The sequence below is a fragment of the Agreia sp. genome, assembly GCF_964263775.1.
Classification (GTDB): Bacteria; Actinomycetota; Actinomycetes; order Actinomycetales; family Microbacteriaceae; genus Agreia.
Genome location: NZ_CAXVWM010000153.1, coordinates 1 through 2,867, shown reverse-complemented (window position 1 = coordinate 2,867; position 2,867 = coordinate 1). Strand labels below are relative to the sequence as shown.

General features: G+C 67.8%; 4 protein-coding genes. 2 read left to right on the top strand and 2 right to left on the bottom strand.

Annotated features, from left to right (window positions below):
• A partial coding sequence (locus tag ACE5CZ_RS11490; RefSeq protein ID WP_374947464.1) for an MmgE/PrpD family protein occupies positions 1-897 on the bottom strand: 897 nt, incomplete at its 3' end.
• Positions 898-991: 94 nt separating this feature from the next.
• On the opposite strand from ACE5CZ_RS11490, the gene ACE5CZ_RS11485 reads away from it, so the two are divergent.
• Positions 992-1,834 carry a carbon-nitrogen hydrolase family protein gene (locus tag ACE5CZ_RS11485; protein ID WP_374947463.1) on the top strand — a complete coding sequence of 281 codons (843 nt, stop codon included), beginning with the start codon at positions 992-994 and terminating at the stop codon, positions 1,832-1,834.
• Positions 1,835-1,845: 11 nt separating this feature from the next.
• Positions 1,846-2,421 (top strand): YdeI family protein, encoded by a 576-nt coding sequence (locus ACE5CZ_RS11480; protein ID WP_374947462.1) that lies wholly within the window; start codon positions 1,846-1,848, stop codon positions 2,419-2,421.
• A gap of 1 nt (position 2,422) precedes the next feature.
• Here the strand turns inward: ACE5CZ_RS11480 and ACE5CZ_RS11475 are convergent.
• Positions 2,423-2,867, bottom strand: a 445-nt coding sequence (locus ACE5CZ_RS11475) for an aminotransferase class I/II-fold pyridoxal phosphate-dependent enzyme (RefSeq protein ID WP_374947461.1), incomplete at its 5' end; no start/stop codon positions are given.

The following is a 2,867-nucleotide window of genomic DNA, read 5'->3' as shown; positions in this document are numbered from 1 at the left end:
GGCGAGGTCGATCCAGGCCTGGGCCTGATACTCGGCCGAATGCTCTTTCGTATAGGTGTCGAGGATGCCGCGCTTCGATTCGCCGGCTACGGGAAGGGGAACCTCGTAGGCGGCATCGGGCCCGTCGAGCAGCCAGGCGATCACGCCGTCTTCGCCCTCGTAGATCGGCGTCGGGCTGGTCTCGCCTCGCATGGCCCGGTCGACGGCCTCGACAGCCATCTTGCCGGCGAACGCGGGGGCGTGCGCCTTCCACGACGAGATCTCGCCCTTGCGGGACTGCCTCGTCGCGGTGGTGGTGTGCAGTGCCTGGCCGACCGCCTGGAAGATCGTCTCGACATCGAGGCCCAGCAGGGTGCCGACGCCCGCCGCCGCCGAGGGGCCGAGGTGTGCGACATGGTCGATCTTGTGCGCGTGAAGGCTGATGGCGCGCACGAGATCTACCTGGATCTCATAGCCGGTGGCGATGCCGCGGACCAGTTCGGCACCGGTGCGGCCCGCATGCTGCGCCACGGCCAGAATCGGCGGAATGTTGTCGCCGGGATGCGAATACTCCGCCGCGAGGAACGTGTCGTGAAAATCGAGTTCGCGAACCGCGACGCCGTTGGCCCAGGCCACCCACTCGGGCGAGAAGCGCGCATCCGACGCCAGGCCGAACACCGTCGAGCCGGGCAGATAGGGATGCCGCTCCGCCTGCGAGCGCGCCGAGACGACGGGCCGGCGCGTCAGCGACGCGGCGGCGACCGCGGCGTTGTCGATGACCCGGTTGATGATCATCTCGGTGACTTCCGGATCGACGGCCACAGGGTCTGCGGCGACCTCGGCAATCACGTGCGCAAGCTGGTCGGCTCGCTCGAGCGACTCAGAACTGGGGTGGACGCGAACGGAGTGGAGCTTCACGGGGCGCGATGTCCTTTCGACGACGGCGACGGCGGCGCGGCGGTGCGGCGCCTACGAACAGGCTAAGCCACGCGATGGAACTAAACTCCAGAACATGACCCGCTCGTCGCTCCCGGCCTCAGAACTCAGCGTCGGCGGCGCACTGGGGGTCGGCATCGCGCAGTTCGCCCCCGGCACCGACAAGGCCGCGAATCTCGCCGTGATCACCAGGCTGTGCGAGCGCGCGGCGTCGCGCGGCGCATCCCTTGTCGTCTTTCCCGAGTACTCGTCGTTCTTCGCCGATCCGTTCGGCGAAGGGTTTCTCGAGAACGCCGAGCGTCTCGACGGCGATTTCGTCACCATGCTGTCCGCGTTGGCCGCACGCCTCGAGATGCACATCGTCGCCGGAATGATCGAGACGACGGCGGGGGGCGAGCGCTTCTCGAATTCTGTCGTCGCCGTCGCGCCCTCGGGCGAGCTCGTGGCCTCGTATCGCAAGCTTCACCTCTACGACGCGTTCGGCTCGCACGAGAGCGAGTTCGTCGAACCGGGCATCATCGAGGCTCCCGAGACCTTCGCGGTCGGCGACTTCACGGTCGGGTTGCAGACCTGTTACGACATCCGCTTTCCCGAGGTGACGAGGCGTCTGGTCGACGCCGGCGTAGACCTCGCGCTCGTGCCGGCCGAATGGGTCAGGGGCGTGTTGAAAGAGCACCATTGGCGCACGCTCGTCACGGCGCGGGCGCTCGAGAACACGATCTACGTCGCGGCGGCCGATCACACGCCGCCGATCGGGGTCGGGGCCAGTCTCGTCGTCGATCCCATGGGTGTCACCATCGCGTCGCTGGCCGAGAATGAGGATGTCGCGGTGGCGTTCGTCGACCGCGCTCGAGTCGAGAACGTGCGCTTCATCAATCCGGCACTCAGTCTGCGGCGCTTCGGCGTCCGAGAGTTGTAGGAGGGGCACGCGTGGCCGCCGAGCGGGAGAGCATCCAATTCTCGACGCGCGACGCGTTTCGCGACTGGATGCGGGAAAATCAGGATCTCGAGGCCGGCATCTGGTTGATCGTCGCCAAGAAGGGTTCTCCCTTCGCAACGGTCAGCTACGCCGAGGCGCTCGATGTTGCTCTCGAGTTCGGGTGGATCGACGGCCAGTCACGCAGCCGTGACGAGTACACCTCGTTCCGCGGATTCACGCCGCGCCGATCCGCGAGCCCGTGGTCGATGCGCAACCGCCTGGCTGCTGAGGCGATGATCGCCGAAGGGCGGATGGCGCCTCGCGGACGGGCAGAGGTCGAGCGGGCGCGCGCCGATGGCCGGTGGAACAGGGCTTATGCCGCGTCGACGGACGCGCAGCCGCATCCGGATTTTCTGAGCGCCCTCGAAGACGACCCCGCTGCGAAAGAGTTCTACGCGACCCTCAATGCGCAGAACAGATTCGCCGTGTACTACCGCATTCACGCGCTGAAGACCGACGTCGGTCGAGCCCGGGCGATAGCGCGCCTAGTGGACAGGCTCGCTCGCGGCGAGAAGCCCGCGGGGTGAATCAGCGGGTGTCGCGACCGGCCCGCGCGAGCTGGGCTGCGGCCCGCTCGAGCACGTCGACCTTCTTGCAGTACGCGAAGCGCACGAGCGACGAGTACTCGCCGGCCAGCTGCTCGCCGCAGAAGGCGCTGATCGGAATGCCGACGACTCCCGCGAGTGCGGGCAGCTCGCGGCAGAGGGCGGCCGCGTCCGAGAATCCGAGCGGCGCCGCATCGGCTACGACGAAGTACCCCGCCTGCGGGGTGAACACCTCGAAGCCCGCCTTCACAAGGCCGGCCGACAGCAGATCGCGCTTCGACTGCAGAGTGCGGGCGATGCCCTCGAAGAACTCGTCGGGCAGGCCGAGCCCCAGCGCGATCGCGGGCTGGAACGGCGCGCCGTTGACGTAGGTCAAGAACTGCTTGACCGCGAGGATGGCGGTGACGATCTCGTGCGGGGCCGTCAGC

Bases quoted from the DNA above. Each gene is read 5' to 3' on its own strand.
- ACE5CZ_RS11485 (WP_374947463.1), top strand. From the start codon at position 992: ATGACCCGCTCGTCGCTCCCGGCCTCAGAACTCAGCGTCGGCGGCGCA.